At 64.1% G+C, this 15,513-nt stretch carries 15 protein-coding genes, 2 tRNA genes and 1 riboswitch; of the genes, 2 read left to right on the forward strand and 15 right to left on the reverse strand.

Annotated features, from left to right (window positions below):
- Positions 1-22: 22 nt before the first annotated feature.
- The 6 genes from cobF to cbiE are packed head-to-tail and all read right to left on the reverse strand — an operon-like array spanning position 23 to position 5,148.
- On the reverse strand, positions 23-766 hold the full coding sequence (gene cobF, locus ACR0J1_RS00335; RefSeq protein ID WP_480730308.1) for a precorrin-6A synthase (deacetylating): 744 nt from the start codon (positions 764-766) through the stop codon (positions 23-25).
- On the reverse strand, positions 759-1,487 hold the full coding sequence (gene cobA, locus ACR0J1_RS00340; protein ID WP_480730306.1) for a uroporphyrinogen-III C-methyltransferase: 729 nt from the start codon (positions 1,485-1,487) through the stop codon (positions 759-761). The genes cobF and cobA overlap by 8 nt, the downstream gene beginning before the upstream one ends.
- Positions 1,484-2,806, reverse strand: coding sequence for a cobyrinic acid a,c-diamide synthase CobB (locus tag ACR0J1_RS00345; RefSeq protein ID WP_480730304.1), 1,323 nt, complete (start codon positions 2,804-2,806; stop codon positions 1,484-1,486). The genes cobA and ACR0J1_RS00345 overlap by 4 nt, the downstream gene beginning before the upstream one ends.
- Positions 2,793-3,587: a precorrin-4 C(11)-methyltransferase gene (gene cobM, locus ACR0J1_RS00350; protein WP_480730302.1), complete on the reverse strand. Its 795-nt coding sequence runs from the start codon at positions 3,585-3,587 to the stop codon at positions 2,793-2,795. Before cobM ends, ACR0J1_RS00345 begins: the two co-directional genes overlap by 14 nt.
- A complete protein-coding gene (locus ACR0J1_RS00355; protein WP_480730416.1) occupies positions 3,584-3,952 on the reverse strand; it encodes a cobalamin biosynthesis protein in 369 nt (122 codons plus the stop codon). The genes cobM and ACR0J1_RS00355 overlap by 4 nt, the downstream gene beginning before the upstream one ends.
- Positions 3,949-5,148: a precorrin-6y C5,15-methyltransferase (decarboxylating) subunit CbiE gene (gene cbiE / locus ACR0J1_RS00360; RefSeq protein ID WP_480730300.1), complete on the reverse strand. Its 1,200-nt coding sequence runs from the start codon at positions 5,146-5,148 to the stop codon at positions 3,949-3,951. Before cbiE ends, ACR0J1_RS00355 begins: the two co-directional genes overlap by 4 nt.
- Between cbiE and ACR0J1_RS00365 the strand changes: the two genes are divergently transcribed.
- Positions 5,147-5,896, forward strand: a complete 750-nt coding sequence (locus ACR0J1_RS00365; RefSeq protein ID WP_480730299.1) for a cobalt-precorrin-6A reductase — start codon at positions 5,147-5,149, stop codon at positions 5,894-5,896. The genes cbiE and ACR0J1_RS00365 overlap by 2 nt on opposite strands.
- Here ACR0J1_RS00365 and cobJ read toward each other — a convergent pair.
- The 7 genes from cobJ to ACR0J1_RS00400 are packed head-to-tail and all read right to left on the reverse strand — an operon-like array spanning position 5,869 to position 13,837.
- Positions 5,869-6,621 (reverse strand): precorrin-3B C(17)-methyltransferase, encoded by a 753-nt coding sequence (gene cobJ, locus ACR0J1_RS00370; RefSeq protein ID WP_480730297.1) that lies wholly within the window; start codon positions 6,619-6,621, stop codon positions 5,869-5,871. The two genes, ACR0J1_RS00365 and cobJ, sit on opposite strands and share 28 nt — an antisense overlap.
- A complete protein-coding gene (locus ACR0J1_RS00375) occupies positions 6,618-7,346 on the reverse strand; it encodes a precorrin-2 C(20)-methyltransferase (protein WP_480730295.1) in 729 nt (242 codons plus the stop codon). Before ACR0J1_RS00375 ends, cobJ begins: the two co-directional genes overlap by 4 nt.
- A complete protein-coding gene (locus ACR0J1_RS00380) occupies positions 7,343-7,972 on the reverse strand; it encodes a precorrin-8X methylmutase (RefSeq protein WP_480730294.1) in 630 nt (209 codons plus the stop codon). The genes ACR0J1_RS00375 and ACR0J1_RS00380 overlap by 4 nt, the downstream gene beginning before the upstream one ends.
- A complete protein-coding gene (locus tag ACR0J1_RS00385; protein WP_480730292.1) occupies positions 7,972-9,111 on the reverse strand; it encodes a cobalamin biosynthesis protein CobG in 1,140 nt (379 codons plus the stop codon). The genes ACR0J1_RS00380 and ACR0J1_RS00385 overlap by 1 nt, the downstream gene beginning before the upstream one ends.
- Positions 9,108-12,401, reverse strand: a complete 3,294-nt coding sequence (gene cobN / locus ACR0J1_RS00390; protein ID WP_480730290.1) for a cobaltochelatase subunit CobN — start codon at positions 12,399-12,401, stop codon at positions 9,108-9,110. The genes ACR0J1_RS00385 and cobN overlap by 4 nt, the downstream gene beginning before the upstream one ends.
- Positions 12,402-12,404: 3 nt before the next feature.
- Positions 12,405-13,460 carry a cobalamin biosynthesis protein CobW gene (gene cobW / locus ACR0J1_RS00395; RefSeq protein WP_480730288.1) on the reverse strand — a complete coding sequence of 352 codons (1,056 nt, stop codon included), beginning with the start codon at positions 13,458-13,460 and terminating at the stop codon, positions 12,405-12,407.
- Positions 13,457-13,837 carry a DUF1636 domain-containing protein gene (locus ACR0J1_RS00400; protein ID WP_170591467.1) on the reverse strand — a complete coding sequence of 127 codons (381 nt, stop codon included), beginning with the start codon at positions 13,835-13,837 and terminating at the stop codon, positions 13,457-13,459. Before ACR0J1_RS00400 ends, cobW begins: the two co-directional genes overlap by 4 nt.
- Before the next feature lie 83 nt (positions 13,838-13,920).
- A riboswitch (cobalamin riboswitch) is annotated at positions 13,921-14,124 on the reverse strand.
- Positions 14,125-14,158: 34 nt separating this feature from the next.
- Here ACR0J1_RS00400 and ACR0J1_RS00405 point away from each other — a divergent pair.
- Positions 14,159-15,226, forward strand: coding sequence for an NAD(P)-dependent oxidoreductase (locus ACR0J1_RS00405; protein ID WP_480752338.1), 1,068 nt, complete (start codon positions 14,159-14,161; stop codon positions 15,224-15,226).
- 57 nt (positions 15,227-15,283) lie between these two features.
- On the opposite strand, the gene ACR0J1_RS00410 is transcribed toward ACR0J1_RS00405, so the two are convergent.
- Positions 15,284-15,358 (reverse strand) — tRNA-Glu (locus ACR0J1_RS00410).
- Positions 15,359-15,380: 22 nt separating this feature from the next.
- Positions 15,381-15,455 (reverse strand) — tRNA-Glu (locus tag ACR0J1_RS00415).
- Positions 15,456-15,513: the final 58 nt, after the last annotated feature.

A 15,513-nucleotide genomic window follows, 5' to 3' on the forward strand; every position in this document is an offset into this window, starting at 1 on the left:
TCTCCAATTGCGACCTTTCGCGTCAGATCACGCGCTTTTTCAGCAAATAGATATCCATGATCCAGCCATGATCAGCCCGGGCGCGGGCGCGTGTATCCAGAATGTCCTGCGCCACATCGGCCAGAGGCCCGCTGATCAGCACCTCTTCCCTCATGCCCACATACGCGCCCCACCAGATTTTATAATCTTGCATCTCGAGGCGCTGAAACGAACATTCGCCATCCAGCATCACCGCGACAGTCGAGGCGCCATCCGGCCAGCCCTCGTCCCGGATGCGCCGCCCGGTGGTGACGACATAGGGTGCGCCCAAGTCGTTGATCGGAATCGCGTGGGCCGCTGTAAGCGCCTGCAGGGCGGTAACGCCGGGGATAACCCGTGTCGGAGGCTGTGGCTCCAGTCGCGCCGCGATGCGCAGCGAACTGTCATAGAGTGACGGATCGCCCCAGATCAGCAGAGCCACATGGCGCGCTTGCGGGTGGTCCGCCATCGCCTGTTGCCAGCGCAGAGCGATGGCATCATGCCAGTCGTCGACGCCGCGCAGATAACCGTCGTCGGATCGACGCTCGGGGATGTCGAAATAGGCAATACGAGGGGGGGTATCTGTCACGCGCGCAATGATCCCTTCCCGTAACCCGGCCAGATCGGTTTTGTTCTGGCCTTTGTGCGGGATCAGGATCAGGTCAGCGCCCCGGATCGCCTCGGCCCCCTGAAGGGTAACGTGATCCGGGTTGCCGGTGCCGATCCCTATCAGCGTCAGGTCAATCATCACCAAGCTCCGCCAGCGGGCCATAAAGGATCAGCGCAGGGGCCGTGCCGATATCAGCGGCCAGCCGGTTCGATAGCGCGCCGATGGTCGACCGGTGCAGCGTCTGATCTGGGGTCGAGACCGCCTCGGCCATCAGCGCGGGCGTGTCCAGCGGCAGGCCATGGGTATGCAACGCTTCGACCAGCAAGGGAAAAGTGCGCTTGCCCATGAACACCACCGAGGTCGCCCCCGGATCGGCCAGCGCGGGCAGGTTCAGGTCTTGCGGTAGCTTGCCGCTGACATCGTGGCCGGTGACGAACTGCACCCGCCGCGCGGTCAGGCGCCGGGTCAGCGGGATGCCCGCCGCCGCTGCCGCGGCGATGGCCGAAGGGATGCCCGGGATAATTTCGTAGTCAATCCCCGCCTCGCGCAGGGCGATCAGTTCTTCTTCCAGCCGTCCAAACAGCCCTCCGTCACCGGATTTCAGCCGCACCACACGCTGCCCGGTTTGGGCATATTCGACCAACAACCGGCTGACATGATCCTGCTTGGGCGAGGGACGTCCGGCCCGCTTGCCCACGCCGACCAGATCGGCATCGTCGCGCGCATGGCTCAGGATTGGGCCGCTGCTGAGGTCGTCAAACAGCACCGCATCCGCCCTTTGCAGCCGGTCCACGGCCTTCAACGTCAGCAGTTCCGGATCACCGGGGCCCGAGCCGACGAAAGAGACAAACCCGCTCATACCGAGGCCTCCGCGATCAGATGAAAGAAGGTGCCCGTCACATTGCCCCGAACCGACCCGGTCTGCGGCCCTTCGGCTCCTTCGGCGTCGAACACACGGGCCAGAGGCGTGTCGGGTTGTTCGATGATCGAGGAATAGTGGAACTCATGCCCCCTCAGGGCAGCCCCTGTGGCAAATCCGGGCATCGGGGCCAGCAGTTCCGCCTTGCGGTAGCCCAGATTGAACTTGCGCTTTTGGTACGAGGTCTGCAGCCCCAGCAGCCCGGCCATTCGGTGGGGTGTGCCATCCTTGTCGATCAGCACCTCGCCCAAGGCCATATAACCACCGCATTCGCCATGCACGGGCCGGGTCTCGGCATGTTTGCGCAACCCGCTCAGGAACTGGTCTGCCGCAGCCAGTGTGCCCGCATGCAGTTCGGGGTACCCGCCCGGCAACCAGACCAGATCGGCGTCCGGGGCAGGTGCCTCATCGGCCAGCGGGGAAAACGGCTGGATTTCAGCCCCTGCCGCGCGCCAGCCTTCCAGCAAATGCGGATACGTAAAGGAAAACGCCGCATCCCGGGCCAGTGCGATCCGTTGCGCCGGAGGGCGCGGCAGCGCGGCCGACGACGGCCCCGCGGGGCCCGAGGAGGCCGCCCGTTTGATCGCCTCAAGATCCACATGCTCGCGCAGAAACGCGGCGTATCCGGCAATCGCGCTTTCCAGATCGGGATGCTCGACCGCCTGTATCAGCCCCAGATGCCGCTCGGGCAGGGTCAGATCTCCACGACGGGGCAACACGCCCAGAACCGGCAGGCCCGCGCGCTCCATCCCCAGCCGGGTCAGGCGCTCATGCCGGGGGCTGGCGCAGCGGTTCAGGATCACGCCGGCAAAGGGCAAGTCGGGGTTATACATCCGAAACCCCAGTGCCGTCGCCGCCGCCGATTGCGCCTGACCGCCCACATCCAGCACCAGTACCACCGGCCAGCCCATGCGCAGCGCGGTCTCGGCGCTGGACCCGTGGCCCGTCTCGCCGGGCTTTGCGACACCGTCGAACAGACCCATAGACCCTTCGGCGATAACAATATCCGCGCCTTCGCCCTGCGTGGAAATCGCGCTCAACAGAGGGTCCCCCATCGCCCAACTGTCCAGGTTGAACGAAGGGCGGCGGGCCGCGGCCAGATGAAAGGCCGGGTCGATATAGTCCGGTCCGCTTTTGAAGGGCTGTACCGTCAACCCATCTTCGGCCAGCGCCCGCAGCAGGCCCAGCATCACGGTGGTCTTACCGGTCCCTGATGAGGGCGCGGAAATCAAAAGGCCCGGAGGGTTAGTCATCGCCATGGCTCCAGCTTGACCATGGGCTGTCGGCGCTTTGCGGGCGATAGCGGCGGTCATAGGTCTTTGAATACAGGCAGCTTTCGTCGAACCCTTCACCTGCCAGTGCCGGGCCGACCAGGATCAGCGCGGTACGCGAGATGCCCTCGTCCAGCGCCTCCTTCAGGGTCGCCAGCGTCGCGCGGATGATCCGCTCGTCCGGCCAACTGGCGCGGTACACCACGGCCACCGGGCAGCCGGTGCCGTATGCGGGGGTCAGGTCAGCGATAACCTTGTCCAGATTGCCGATCGACAGGTGAATGGCCAGCGTCGCGCCGGTGCGGGCGAAGTTCTCAAGCGTCTCACCCTCGGGCATCGAGGATGCGCGCCCCGGCGTCCGAGTCAGTACCACCGATTGCGCCAGCCCGGGCAGGGTCAGTTCAGTGCCCAGAGCCGCAGCGGCGGCGGCAAACGATGGCACGCCGGGGGTTACGCTGACGGGGATGCCCATCTCTTTCAGCCTCCGGATTTGTTCACCCATCGCGGACCAGACCGACAGGTCGCCGGAATGCAGCCGTGCCACGTCCTGACCGGTCTGATGGGCGGCCTCGATCTCGGTCATGATCTGACCCAGATCCATCGGTGCGGTGTTGATGATCTTTGCGCCCTCGGGACAGTGGCTCAGGATTTCCTCGGGAACCAGCGAACCTGCGTACAGGCACACAGGGCAGGATGCGATGATATCGCGCCCGCGTAAGGTAAGCAGGTCGGCGGCACCCGGTCCGGCGCCGATGAAATGAACGGTCATGTCTGTCCTCCGATGGCGATGGCGCAGGTGGCCAGCCGGTCGTTTGAAATCTGTCTGGGGGCCAGCAACCGCGCGTTGGGTGCTGCGGCGGCGAGGGCCGAGGCCTCGGCCACGCTGCCGGTGCCATAGGTCGCGCGGCTGCGGGCCGAGCAGGTGAGTGTGCGCTGCCCCGCCAGATCGGCGGGCGCGATGAAATGCAGGGGCAGGGCGGTCGCCTGCGCCAAGGCCGCCAGCGCCGCGTGGCCCCGTTTGTCCGCAACCGTCGCCAGCGCGTCCACGCGCTGCCCGTCCGAGGCGGCCTCGAACGCGGTGCGCAGGCTGTCCGCCGTTGCAGACGATGAAAACCCAAGACCCGCGACGATCATAGGGTAACGCTCCATTGCACCACTGGGTATGTGGATTTCCAGCCGCGTCGCGGTCCCAAGGGCGCGGCTTGCGCCAGTTCGATACGCAACAGGTCTCCGCCCAGCTTGTCGTGCCGATGCGCCAGCAACGCCTCGCTTTCCAGCGTCACTGCGTTGGCGACCAGCCGTGTACCTTGGGGCAGATGAGCGTTCAGCCAGTCCAGCAGGGCCTGGCTCAGCCCACCGCCGATGAATACAGCATCGGGTTTGGTCAACCCGTCCAAGGCCTCGGGCGCGGTGCCATGCACGACCGCAAGCCGATCCTGCCCCAGCGTATCCGCGTTGCGGCGAATGCGCTCGGCGCGGTCCTCGCGCGGTTCGATAGTCGTGGCCGTCAGCGTCGGATCGCACATCAGCCATTCGATGCTGATCGAGCCGGTGCCGCCGCCGATATCCCACAGATGCTCTCCGCGTTGCGGAGCCAGCGCCGACAGAGTCAGTGCGCGGATCGGACGTTTGGTGATTTGGCCGTCGGTCTCGAAAATCTCGTCTGGCTTGCCCGAGGCCTTGGGCATGGCTCTGCCCGGTCCCGCCACTTCAAGCCCCACGCAAACCGGATGTTCGAAAGCACCCAGCAGCGCCTCGGTCAGCGACATGCTGCGGGCGCGCTCGCGGGGGCCGCCGAGCGCCTCCATCACGTGCAGTTGGGTGTCGGCAAAGCCGGTTTCGGTCAGATAGGTCGCCAGTTCGGCCACCGCCGCGCCGTTGCGCAGCAGCAGGATCGCGCGCAACCCGGCGGACAAATGCGGGCGCAGGCGCGTCAGAGGGGCGGCGTGCAGACCGAAGGTCAAAACGCTTTCGAGAGGCCAGCCCAGCCGTGCGGCCGCCAGCGAAAAGGTTGACTGGCCGGGCAGGGCCGTCCATTCGCCCGCCTCGAAATGGCGCGCAATGACCGAGCCCGCACCGAACCAGAACGGATCGCCCGAGGCCAGGACGACCGTGCGCCGCCCGCGCAGGCCCTCAAGAACCGGCAGGCCGTCGGCAAAGGGTACGGGCCACTCAATGCGCTCGGCGCTGTGATCGGGGATCAGCGACAGATGCCGGGGCGGGCCCATGACGACCTCGGCGCGATCCAGCACTTGACGGCTTGCGGGCGACAGGCCATCCAGTCCATCTTCGCCCAAACCCAAAACGGTCAGCCACGGAGCCTTATGCATGTCCAACCTCCTGCTTCTGGGCGGCACGACCGAGGCCAACGCGCTGGCCAGAACGCTGGCCGAGCGGGGCCTGCCCGCAACCTATTCCTATGCGGGCCGGGTCGATAGTCCGCGTCCGCAACCCATCCCTGTGCGTGTGGGCGGGTTTGGCGGGGCCGGTGGGCTCGCCCGCCATATCCGCGATCATCAGATTACCCATGTGATCGACGCAACGCACCCCTTCGCTGCGCAGATGAGCCGAAATGCGATTGAGGCTTGCCGTCAGACCGGGGTTCCGCTGGTCGCCCTGACCCGCCCTGCTTGGGTGAAGCAGGAGGGTGACACCTGGCAGCACGTGCCTGACATCCCGGCCGCGGTGCAGGCAATCGCGGGTGCGCCGCGGCGCGTGTTTCTGGCCGTGGGAAGGATGCATCTTGAGGACTTCTCGGCTCAACCCCAGCACCACTATCTGTTGCGGCTGGTCGATGAACCCACTGCGCTGCCGCTGCCGGATTGTGAAGTCGTCGTGTCCAGGGGGCCATTCACCGAGGCCGGAGACCACGCGTTGATGCAACGGCACGGCACGCAACTGGTCGTGTCCAAGAATGCGGGCGGTACTGGTGCGCGGGCCAAGCTGGACGCCGCGCGGACGCTGGGAGTGCCGGTGCTGATGATCGACCGACCGGCCTTGCCGCAGCGGACCGAACTGGAAAGCGTGGCGCAGGTTCTGGACTGGCTCGCTCATTCCGGTGTGAACCTCGGGGTGTAGACGATCGGGGCCACGTCGCGCTGGATCACGCGGGTCAGGGATGACCCGACGATGACCACCGTCTGCATGTCGGCCATCTCGGGCGTCGCCTCGGCCAGCGTGGAAATTCGGATTGCTTGATCCTCGCGCGAGACCGCACGGGCGAACAGGATCAGTCGTTCGGGTTCACATTCTTCACGCAGGATTTCCAGCGTTTTTACAAAGCCTTCCGGGCGGGACTTCGAGCGCGGGTTATAGAAAGCCATGGCGAAATCGCCCTGCGCCGCGAGCCGCAGACGTTTTTCGATCAATGCCCATGGCTTGAGGTTGTCACTAAGGTTGATGGCGCAGAAATCATGCCCCAAAGGCGCGCCTGCCCGGGCCGAGGCCGCCAGCATCGCCGTAATCCCCGGCAGCACGTCGACGGGAATGTTGCGCCATTCGGACGGCCCGTTTTCCAGCGCCTCGAACACCGCGGCCGCCATCGCGAACACGCCGGGATCACCCGATGAGACCACGACCACTCGTTTGCCGTCAGCTGCCATCTGCAAAGCGTGCTGCGAGCGGTCAATTTCCACCCGGTTGTCGCTGGCGTGCAGGGTCAGACCTTCGCGCTCGGCCACACGGGCGACATAGGGGATATAGCCCACCACATCGGTGGCCTCGGCCAAAGCGGCGGTCACTTCAGGTGTGACCAAAGCCTCATCACCCGGGCCAAGGCCTGCGATTTTGACCCAACCGCTCATGGCCGTCGGCCCTGTCCGTGCACCAGGATGATCGAGAAATACGGGGTGATCTTGTCGCAGGCTTCCGACAGCTTCGTTACAGTCTGGTTGGGCATCTGGGCATATTCCACAATCCAAGCGCGGTCATAGAGACCGGCGGTTTTCAGCGCCCGCTTCACCTTGTCGATATTGCGCCCGATCTTCATCACGACCAGAGCGTCCGTCTGCGTCATCCGCTCGGCCAGCGTGTCCTCAGGCAGCGTGCCCATTAGAACCGTCAGCACATCATCGCCCCATGTGATCGGATCTCCGGTTGCGGTCCAGGCACCTGACATGCCAGTGATAGCTGGCACGACTTCAACATTAGCTATGGATCGTAAGCGACTGTAAAGGTGCATAAAAGATCCATAGAAAAACGGATCGCCCTCGCACAGTACAACCACATCCTCGCCTTGCTCGGACAGCGCCTTCAGATGTGCGACGCAGTCCTTGTAAAAGGCCGACAGCAGTTCATTGTAACGCGGGTCGGTCACGGGGATTTCAGTCGTGACGGGATACTCCATCGGGAATTCGACCGCACAATCCGGGATCATGCCATTGACAATCTTGCGCGCCTGACCGCTGCGGCCCGGTTTGCGGAAAAATGCCACATGGCGCGCGTTGCGCAGCAAACGATCTGCCCGCACACTCATCAGGTCCGGATCGCCAGGGCCGAGGCCTACGCCGTATATCTTGCCCGCACTCATTCCGCGCGGCTCGCGATGGCGTTGACGGCGGCGACGGTGATGGCGCTGCCGCCCAGGCGGCCTTTGACGATGCAGGATGGTACCGGCTGCGCCTCCCACAAGGCGTCCTTGGATTCGACCGCACCGACGAAGCCCACGGGGCAGCCGATGATGGCGGCAGGGCGTGGGCAGTCGGGGTCTTCCAGCATGTTCAGCAGGTGGAACAGCGCGGTGGGCGCGTTCCCGATGGCGATCACGGCACCTTGTAGATGCGGACGCCACAGCTCAAGCGCGGCAGCCGAGCGCGTGTTGCTCATCTCGGCGGCCAAGGGGCGCACGCGCTCGTCATGCAGGGTGCAGATCACCTCGTTGTCCGCGGGCAGTCGAAAACGGGTGATGCCCTCGCTGACCATGCGCGCATCGCACAGGATCGGCGCACCACCTTCCAGCGCGGTGCGCGCGGCCTGCACAAAACCGGGCGAGAAATGCACGAACTCTTCCAGCCCGACCATCCCGGCGGCGTGGATCATGCGGACGGCGACCTGTTCCTCGTCGGTATCAAACCGGGTCAAGTGGGCCTCGGACCGGATGGTGGCAAAGCTCTCCTTATAGATCGCCGCGCCATCGGTGTCGTAAGTGTAGGGCATCAGGTGAAGTCCATGGTCATGAGTGTTTCTTCGGTCAGGCCAGTCAGGCAGGGCTCATCCCCTGCGTGGCCCTGTTTGACAAGATCAAATCGACCATCATGGCCGACCAGAGTGATATCGGCAGTCCCCATCCGGGCACACCCCTTGGCGCAGCCCGAGACGTGCAACGTGCCGGGGACGCGCGGTGCAAGCGCCCGCGCGATGTCCCGGGTTTCCACCTGTGCCTGCGGGCAGAACGGCGCGCCGGGGCAGGCATCGGTGGTCATAAGCGGATCGGCGCAGCCCGTGACAAAGGCCGGGGCAGGTATCGCCGCCCCGCCTTCCAGCAGGATCAGCCGCCAGGGTGTGACACGCAGGGCAGTAGCGCCGCTATTAGCGATTAGTTCCGCGAGGTCCCGCGCAGGCAATTGCCCAAAGGCTGCGCCATAGAGTGTCCCTTGTACGCAGGAGCCGGGTATTAGCGGCGCTCCGGCGGGAACGGGCGTGGTGCCTTGCCATTCCTCCGGCAAACCATGGCTGACGACGGCACGCGACATGCGGCGGGTCTCGGGGGTGTAGGTTCTGGCGAACCATCCGGCCAGCGCGATCAGTTGGTCGATGGCCTCGCCCGCGGTTACGGTACGCCCAGACACGGCCCCTTCGGCGCGCAGGATCAGTCCGTCGGGGCCGATTTCCAGCCGAATATCCGCCGAGTCTCCGACCAGCAGGCGCGCGGGGCCGGTGTCGATGGCAAAGCCGAACTTGGCGGGCAGGGCGGGCAGGTCGCCCAACCGGTCGATCAACCGCTGGGTCAGCCGAGCAGTCAGGTCTCCCTCCTGATAAAGCGGTGAGACCAGAATGTTGCGCCGCACCTCAATGCCGAGTTCGGCGTCCAGCAAGTCCAGCGCGGACAGTTCGGCCAATAGTGGCTGATGATCGGCCTCGGCCACGCCGCGCAGTTGCAGGTTGGCGCGGTTGGTCAGGTCTATGGTGCCATTGCCGAACCGATCGGCCAGTCGGCACAAACCCAAGGCCTGAGTGGCGTCCAGACGCGCCAGCCGGGGGCGAACACGCACCACCAACCCGTCGCCCGACATCATCGGTCGGTGTGCGCCGGGGCACCAGCCCTGGACGACTGGCTTCGAGGCGGGCGCGCTCATCCCAGCCCCTCCAGATTTGCGCGGATCGAATTCCGGCGGGTTTCCCAAAGACCGGCCTCCAGCAAGGCGCGGAACCGATCCTGCATGGCCTGATGCGCTTGAGGATTGGCCTCTTGCAGGAACGCGTCAACCTCGGCATCGCCCAGCGTGGCATCATGATAGAGGTCGAACAGATGCGGCGCGACGGTGCCGGACAGATGCGCAAACGACGCCATGTGATCCAGCGTCGCCGCGATCTCGGCGGCCCCGCGGAACCCGTGGCGTTGCATCCCGGCGATCCAGCCGGGGTTTGCGGCGCGGGCGTGGACGACGCGGCTGATTTCCTCGGGCAAGGTACGGGCGCGCGGGTTTTTCGGGTTGGTATTGTCCAGATGGTAGAGCTGTGCGGTCCCGCCGGTGATCTTCTTGGCGGCGGCGAACCCGGCTTCATGCGTGGCATAGTCGTTGGCCAGCAACAGGTCGGTCTCGGTTAGGTCTTGCGGGTGGACAAAGCTGTCGGCATTGGCGACGCGTTGGGTGATCCCGTCCTTGTCCTGCGCGATATGCTCACCTTCCAGCGCAAAGGAGCTGGCGTCCAGCCACGCCTCGCCCGCCTGCGCACGGGCCTCGTCGGTGTAGGTTTCGGACAGGTGGGTCATGTTTAGACCATAGCTGCCGGGGGCGGGGCCGTAGACGCGGGCCGAGGGTTCCTGACCGGCATAAGGGTTCCAGTCCGGGGCCTCATCCCGAGCGGACAGAGCTCGAATGGCCTGACCATAAAGCGCCGAGAGCGTGGGGAACACATCGCGGAATAGGCCCGACACCCGCAGCGTTACATCCAGACGCGGGCGGCTGAGGTCGGTGATCGGCAGAACCTCGATGCCCGAGACCCGCTCGGAGCCCTTGTCCCAGACCGGTTTGACGCCCAACAGGTGTAGCGCCATGGCGAATTCCTCACCCGCGGTGCGCATTGTGGCCGAGCCCCAGAGGTCAACGATCAGGCCCTTTGGATAGTCGCCTTCCTCTTGCAGGTGCCGCCGCACCAGTTCCTCGGCCAGTTTCACCCCTTGGGTATAGGCAGCGCGGGTCGGGACCGAGCGCGGGTCGGTGGTATAGAGGTTCCGCCCCGTGGGCAGTACGTCCGAGCGGCCACGATAGGGGGAACCAGAAGGACCAGCCTCGATCCGTTTTCCGGCCAGCGCGTCGATCAGACCCTGCCGTTCGGCACGGGCCGAGGGCGCGGGGTCGAAATTGCCAGTGACCTCGGGCACGCGCCCAAAGATGTGCAGCCCGTCGCCGAACTGGCTTTCCTTGATGTCACAGACAAAGCGGTCGATGCGCGTGATTGCTTCGGCGGTGCAGGTGGCCTGATCCAATCCGAGGTCGTTTTCCAATCCGATGGCCTGCGCCTCGTCCCGGATATCCTCCTGCAACCGGTCGCGGCGCTTTGGGTCGAGACCGTCGGCGTTCGAGAATTCATCCAAAAGCGATTCCAGCCGGACCATGCGATCCGGTGTGCCGCTTTCCTTCAGTGCCGGAGGGATATGGCCCAGCGTCACAGCCCCGATCCGACGCTTGGCCTGCGCGGCCTCGCCGGGGTCGTTGACGATGAACGGGTAGATCACGGGCAGATCGCGGATCAGCGCCTCGGGCCAGCATGTGTTGGACAGAGCGACGGATTTGCCCGGCAGCCACTCCAGCGTGCCATGCGCGCCGATATGGATCAGCGCATCCGCCCCGAGGGCCTTGCGCAGCCACAAATAGAAGGCGACGTAACTATGACGCGGAGTGCGCGACAGGTCGTGATAGTCGTCATCACGCAACTCAGGTGTGCCGCGTTCTGGTTGCAGCGCGACCAGAGCCTTGCCCCGGCGCAGCGCGGTAAAGTGGAAGGCACCATTTGCAACCGCCGGGTCATCCTCGGGTTTGCCCCAGACCGCGTTCAGGTCTGCGCGAAGTTGTTCGGGAAGTTCGGCCAGCGCGGTTTGGTAATCAGCAAGGGACCACGAAGTTTGGGCGTCCAGTAGCGTTTCGGCAATTGGTTCCGCCGGTGCGGTATCGTAACCTTCGGCCCCCAAGTCGGACAGCATTGCCTCGGCTGATGCCAGTGCGTCCAATCCGACCGCATGAGCCATCTGCCAGTCTTTGCCGGGATATGTGGACAGGACAAGCGCGGGCACTTGATCCGCTTTGGGCTTGTCATGCAGGTTCAGCCAGCCGGTGACGCGGTCGATAATGGCTTCGATCCGTTCGGACTCGGGGCGGTGGGCAAAGCGAGAATATTCCAGATGTGGATCGCGTTTGCCCGGTTCCTTGAAGGACGTAATGCCCGCGGAAATCCGCCCGTCCACCTCGGGCAGCACCACATGCATGGCAAGGTCGGCGGGTGAGAGGCCGCGTTCCGCCTCGGCCCAGGCCTTGCGGCGCGAGGTGGCCAGCGCGACCTGAAACACGGGCACTGCGGCTGCATCCAGCGGTGAGGTGCCCGACGCACCTTTGCCCGAGAATGACGTGGCATTGATGATCGCAGACGGGGCCAGCGCCGTTATGGTCTCGCGCAGCCAGTCGGCGGCTGCGGGGGCTTTCAGCGACGGGGCGAACAGGCCGACCGCGTCGAACCCGCGCGCGTGCAGGCTGCGGATCAGGGCAGCGACCGGGGCGGTGTCGGCTGAGGTCAGATAGGCGCGGTAGAACGTTACGAGGATGCGTTTGGCATTGCTTGAAAACGCTGTGTCCACCGGTATTACACCTCGATCCGGGCACCATGCACCGCATTCGGGGATCGTTTTGGCCCCGATTACCGGACCAGCATAAAGGCCTGCCGCCAGCGCCATTTGCGCCAGCGCTGCCTGCGCGGCAACCTCTCCGCCCGTATCGCAGAGATGCGACAGCCGCCGCAGGGTCGAGACGGGCAGGGTGGAATAGTCATCCAGCCGTGTATCTTCGCGCCCGTCGGCAGGCAGGACAGCCAGAGCGATCCCTTTGGCCTGTGCCCGCGCCAGAACCTGCTGCAGCCCGTAGGCCCAATAGGGCACACCTCCGATCAGGCGGATCAGGATACCCTTGGCACCCTCCAACGTCTGCTCGACATAGGTGTCGACGGACAAGGGATGTTTCAGCGCCGTCAGGTTGGCCAGCCGCAGAGTGGGCATCCGCCCCTCGGGGCCGCCTCCGCGATGCCAGCCCGCCGCGAAAGCGCCGAGGTCGCTGTCAGAGAACGACAGCACCACCAGATCCGCCGGGCTCTGGCCCAGATCGGTTGGGGTCTCGGTTTCCTCGAGCCCGTGGCTTTCGCGGAAGACGACGTGCATGGGTTACTCGGCGGCCTCGGTGACACCCACAAGGATATCGCGGATTTCAGTTTCTTTGATGTCGTCATGTTCAGCAATGACCACAAGGCGCGAGCGGCGGTCTTCGCCGGGCTCCCACGGGCGGTCGTACTGATGGCGAACACGCGCACCAACGGCCTGCACCAGCAGGCGCATCGGTTTGCCCTGAACGGCGGCGTATCCTTTGACGCGCAGGATGTTCAATTCCTTAGCCAGACGTTCGATCTTGGCAACCAAATCCAGCGGGTCAGACTGTTCCGGCAACTCGACGATGATGCTTTCGAAATCGTCATGCTCGTGATCATGGTGGCCGTCGTGATGGCTGGGACGCGCGTCCATGTCATCCTCGGCAGCAGCCTCCAGACCCAGTACAACGCGCACGTCTACGGCACCTTCGGCGACCTCAACCACGGGCAGCGGGCGCGGGGCTTCGGCGGCGATGACCTCGCGCGCTTTGGCGACGCCTTCGGGACCGGCCAGATCGGGCTTGGTCAGCAGGATGATGTCGGCGCAGGAAATCTGATCTTCGAATACCTCGGACAGGGGTGTTTCGTGGTCAATCGAGTCATCGGCCAAGCGCTGGGCATCGACCGCCTCGACGTTTGGGGCGAAGCGACCGGCGGCCACGGCTTCGGCATCGGCCAGAGCGATCACGCCATCGACGGTGATCTTGGACCGGATATCCGGCCAGTCGAACGCTTTCAGCAGCGGTTTCGGCAGGGCGAGGCCGGATGTTTCGATCAGAATATGATCGGGGCGCGGCTCCAGCGCCATCAGCGCCTCAATCGTGGGGATGAAATCATCGGCCACGGTGCAGCAGATGCAGCCATTCGCCAGTTCCATGATGTTTTCGGCAGGGCAATCGGGGATGGCGCAGGATTTCAGGATATCGCCATCGACGCCCACATCGCCGAATTCGTTGACCACAACAGCCAGGCGCTTGCCTTGCGGGTTTTGCATCAGATGGCGCACCAGCGTGGTCTTGCCCGAGCCCAGAAAGCCGGTGATCACGGTGACGGGGAGTTTTTCGAGATTGCTCATTTCAGGGCTCCAATCGGGGGAATGCGGGCCGCACAGTTTTTGCGGAAATGTTCAGGGCGCTCGCGCCATTTAACCAGACCATCTTCGGTCGCGAGGTACTTGGTGGCGCCATCAACGATCACGTCGACATGGTCGGTTTCGTTCAGATGCTCGTAAACAAAGGTCCAGCGATCCGGGCCGCCGCGCAGCACTATGGAACAGCCCTCGTCACAGTTCGAAAGGCATTCTACGGCTTTCAGGGTGATCCCTTCGGGCAGGTCTGCCTGTTCCAGCGCTTTGTGCAGCAGCGTGCCTGGGCGTTGCGCATCATCCTCGACGGGCAGCCCGCGACGGCAGGTGGTGCAAACCAGCAATTCGACCGGAGCGGTCTCGGTCATGTCTCTCATCCCCCCAAATCCTCATCGTGGGGGACGGGGTTTCATGCGGGTCCATTGACCCGACACCGGAACACCCCGTCCGGTTTCATTCTCGGGTGTTGGCAGGTCTCCCGGCTTGCGGATGTCAGAGGAGGTCCTCTGTCGGATGTCCCGCCTTCCCGGCATTTGCCAGTGGCTTGGGCACCCTCTCCGGTCACGGTCGCGGGGGCGGCTGCGTTTGACGGATGATCCGCTGACGCATTCCCTTTTCATCTGCTGTCGCAGACACCAACGAAAGGGACATGCGGCAGGGTTGCCCCGCTTGTCAAGCGCAACGCGCCGATCCGTGATCACGCGGGTAAAAAGCGACCTGTCCGGGTCGCTGGGCGGCATGATCCGGTTGAGCCGACGTGCTGGCATGGTTCGCAAGAAGCGAACAGGAGGATGCGGCGCATGAAAGTAGGGTTTATCGGGCTGGGCAATGTAGGGGGCAAGCTGTCGGGATCGCTGTTGCGCAACGGGATCGATCTGACGGTGCATGATCTGAACCCCGATCTGGTGGCCGCGTTTGTTGCGCAGGGGGCCAAGGCCGCTGAAAGCCCGGCCCAACTGATGCGCGATTGCGATGCGGTGATCACTTGTTTGCCATCCCCCGCCGCCTCGGATGCGGTGATGCAAAAGATGCTGCCCGAGGTCGCCCCCGGCAAAATCTGGATGGAGATGTCGACCACCGACGAAGCCGAGGTCAAACGCCTTGGCGCTTTGGTCATCGAACGCGGAGGCGCCGCAGTGGACTGCCCCGTTTCGGGTGGCTGTCACCGGGCGGCGACCGGTAACATATCGATCTTCGCGGGCTGCGATCGCGCGACGTTCGAGCGTATACTGCCCTTCCTGACCACCATGGGGCGACGCATCCTGCACACGGGCGAGTTGGGCTCGGCCTCGGTTCTGAAAGTGCTGACCAACTATCTGGCCACCGCCAACCTGATCACTTGTGCCGAGGCTTTGGTGACCGCCAAGGCCGCTGGTATGGACCTTGGCACCACCTATGAAGCGATCAAGATTTCCTCGGGTACATCCTTTGTGCATGAGACCGAAAGTCAGGTCATCCTGAACGGCTCGCGCGATATCTCCTTCACCATGGATCTGGTGAAAAAGGATATCGGCCTGTTTCAAGAGGTCGCCGATCGCGCCGGAGTGCCGCTCGAGATCAACCCGCTGATGATCAAGATTTTCGAAGACGGGATCGCGCGCTATGGCGAGCGTGAGTTGTCTCCGAACATTATCAAACGGCTCGAGGACGCGACCGGGCTTGAAATTCACGCCCCAGGCTTCCCACACGAGATGCTGGACGATGAACCGGAAGAACCCGGCTATGAGGTCGTCCCGCAAAACCGCAGCACATCTTAGGCCGGGTGTCGTCTGGACCGGCATGGTCTCATATCGTGCTGAAATGTTTGGTAAAAATGGTAGCCCGTAGGGGAATCGAACCCCTCTTTCCAGGTTGAAAACCTGGCGTCCTAACCGATAGACGAACGGGCCATTTAGACCATACAAACGTAAATGGTAGCCCGTAGGGGAATCGAACCCCTCTTTCCAGGTTGAAAACCTGGCGTCCTAACCGATAGACGAACGGGCCACGCTGGCTTGTGGAGGGCCTTTTACGGTTTACCTTCCCCCCCCGCAAGACGAAAAAC

Source organism: Ruegeria sp. CJ3 (assembly GCF_056536725.1).

What these genes read in the sequence shown, in the direction of transcription:
- cobF (WP_480730308.1), bottom strand. Translation starts at nt 766, where the DNA reads ATGATTGACCTGACGCTGATAGGGATCGGCACCGGCAACCCGGATCAC.
- cobA (WP_480730306.1), bottom strand. Translation starts at nt 1,487, where the DNA reads ATGAGCGGGTTTGTCTCTTTCGTCGGCTCGGGCCCCGGTGATCCGGAA.
- ACR0J1_RS00345 (WP_480730304.1), bottom strand. Translation starts at nt 2,806, where the DNA reads ATGGCGATGACTAACCCTCCGGGCCTTTTGATTTCCGCGCCCTCATCA.
- cobM (WP_480730302.1), bottom strand. Translation starts at nt 3,587, where the DNA reads ATGACCGTTCATTTCATCGGCGCCGGACCGGGTGCCGCCGACCTGCTT.
- ACR0J1_RS00355 (WP_480730416.1), bottom strand. Translation starts at nt 3,952, where the DNA reads ATGATCGTCGCGGGTCTTGGGTTTTCATCGTCTGCAACGGCGGACAGC.
- ACR0J1_RS00365 (WP_480730299.1), top strand. Translation starts at nt 5,147, where the DNA reads ATGTCCAACCTCCTGCTTCTGGGCGGCACGACCGAGGCCAACGCGCTG.
- cbiE (WP_480730300.1), bottom strand. Translation starts at nt 5,148, where the DNA reads ATGCATAAGGCTCCGTGGCTGACCGTTTTGGGTTTGGGCGAAGATGGA.
- cobJ (WP_480730297.1), bottom strand. Translation starts at nt 6,621, where the DNA reads ATGAGCGGTTGGGTCAAAATCGCAGGCCTTGGCCCGGGTGATGAGGCT.
- ACR0J1_RS00375 (WP_480730295.1), bottom strand. Translation starts at nt 7,346, where the DNA reads ATGAGTGCGGGCAAGATATACGGCGTAGGCCTCGGCCCTGGCGATCCG.
- ACR0J1_RS00380 (WP_480730294.1), bottom strand. Translation starts at nt 7,972, where the DNA reads ATGCCCTACACTTACGACACCGATGGCGCGGCGATCTATAAGGAGAGC.
- ACR0J1_RS00385 (WP_480730292.1), bottom strand. Translation starts at nt 9,111, where the DNA reads ATGAGCGCGCCCGCCTCGAAGCCAGTCGTCCAGGGCTGGTGCCCCGGC.
- cobN (WP_480730290.1), bottom strand. Translation starts at nt 12,401, where the DNA reads ATGCACGTCGTCTTCCGCGAAAGCCACGGGCTCGAGGAAACCGAGACC.
- cobW (WP_480730288.1), bottom strand. Translation starts at nt 13,460, where the DNA reads ATGAGCAATCTCGAAAAACTCCCCGTCACCGTGATCACCGGCTTTCTG.
- ACR0J1_RS00400 (WP_170591467.1), bottom strand. Translation starts at nt 13,837, where the DNA reads ATGACCGAGACCGCTCCGGTCGAATTGCTGGTTTGCACCACCTGCCGT.